Annotated in this window: 2 protein-coding genes; both read left to right on the plus strand. The window is 55.1% G+C overall.

What is annotated here, in order from left to right:
* Positions 1 to 12 precede the first annotated feature (12 nt).
* Positions 13 to 144 carry a DUF188 domain-containing protein gene (locus tag B3P58_RS10745; RefSeq protein WP_414716567.1) on the plus strand — a complete coding sequence of 44 codons (132 nt, stop codon included), beginning with the start codon at positions 13 to 15 and terminating at the stop codon, positions 142 to 144.
* An 88-nt stretch (positions 145 to 232) separates the two neighbouring features.
* Positions 233 to 1,240, plus strand: coding sequence for a 2-dehydropantoate 2-reductase (locus B3P58_RS10750; protein ID WP_286717470.1), 1,008 nt, complete (start codon positions 233 to 235; stop codon positions 1,238 to 1,240).
* The last annotated feature ends 227 nt before the right edge of the window (positions 1,241 to 1,467 follow it).

Below are 1,467 nucleotides of genomic sequence, written 5' to 3' on the forward strand. Positions count from 1 at the left end.
CAGCGCCTGAATATGCGCGATTTTATGGAAACCCTGCGCTCCAGCGGCATACAAAGCGGAGGCCCGGCAGCGTTCTCCGAACGCGATAAAGCCCAGTTTGCCAATGCCCTCGACCGCTGGCTGGTAAAACAGAAAAAAGCCTGAAAAGTGCGAACCAGTTCACACACTCATTACTTGTTAGGCAGTAGTAAAGCAACGCACACTGCAACTCCCGCGATGAAGAGATCCGTTTATGCACATTGTTGTTTATGGTGCCGGTTCCATCGGCTGCTATCTGGGTGCAGCCCTGCATCTTGAAGGACTGTCGGTTACCCTGCTGGGCAGACCCCGTATTCAGGAAGAAATAAAACAGGCCGGCGGTATTCATATCAGCGACTATATCGGTGGTGATCAGCTGGTTAGCGGCATTTCCTTCGAGCATAAAGAAGCGGCACTGGCTCAGGCCGATATCGTTCTGGTTACCCTCAAATGCCTGGCCATGGAACAGGCTGCCGCCGCGCTGGCGCACTATTGCCGTCCCGGTACCCGGGTTATCTGTCTGCAGAATGGCCTCGGCAGCGACCGCGTGGTGCGCGAACAATGTCCGCAACTGCTGGTGTCTCAGGGGATTGTTGGCTTCAACGTACTGCATCAGGACAACGGCCACTTTCACCGCGGTACCGACGGAGCAGTTCATCTGAGCGACGACGATGCTTTTATGCCGATCCGTGATGCCTTGCTCGAACAGCAGATTCCCTGCCTGCTGGAACGCGATTTCCAATCGGTTGCCTGGGGCAAACTGCAGCTTAATTTAAACAATGCCATTAATGCGCTGGCCGATATTCCGCTGAAGCAGGAACTGGAACAGCGTGGTTACCGCCGCGTGCTGAGTGGTGCCATGAAAGAACTGGCAGCCGTCGCCGCCAAAAAAGGCATCAGCCTGGCACGCATGACCGCACTGCCACCGGCATTATTACCCGGCCTGATTAACAGCCCGGATTTTATCTTTCACCGGCTGGCGAAAAAGATGCTGGAAATTGACCCGCAGGCGCGCTCATCGATGTGGGAAGACCTGCAGCAGAAGCGTCTGACCGAAATTTATTTCCTCAATGGCGCCGTTGCCGCCGAAGGTGAAAAACTGGACGTGCCTACACCGGTAAACCGCACCCTTTGCCGTCTGATTCACGAAGTGGAAAGCGGTAAACGCCAGCAGGGCTTAAGCTCCCGCGAACTGGAGCTGGAGATTCGCAGGGGTGGGTAAAGAGTTTTTTTTGATCAGCACCGTAGCTAACAAAAACAGCATTTTTTAACATCCAGGCCTAATGCCTCCCAGGGGAACTTATCCCCTTGCCGGCGGGCCGACCCCAGCTTCGCGCTTTCTGGGCCGTATTCCTTGAAACCTTGATATTTACTGGCCGCGTGACTCATCGGCCATCCATGGCCGGAGCCACTTGTCCGCATCCTGCGGACAGACCAGACATATCAGCG

The organism is Thalassolituus sp. UBA2009 (assembly GCF_002335285.1).
GTDB classification, from domain to species: domain Bacteria; phylum Pseudomonadota; class Gammaproteobacteria; order Pseudomonadales; family Oceanobacteraceae; genus Venatoribacter; species Venatoribacter alkanivorans.

What these genes read in the sequence shown, in the direction of transcription:
- B3P58_RS10750 (WP_286717470.1), top strand. Translation starts at nt 233, where the DNA reads ATGCACATTGTTGTTTATGGTGCCGGTTCCATCGGCTGCTATCTGGGT.
- B3P58_RS10745 (WP_414716567.1), top strand. Translation starts at nt 13, where the DNA reads ATGCGCGATTTTATGGAAACCCTGCGCTCCAGCGGCATACAAAGCGGA.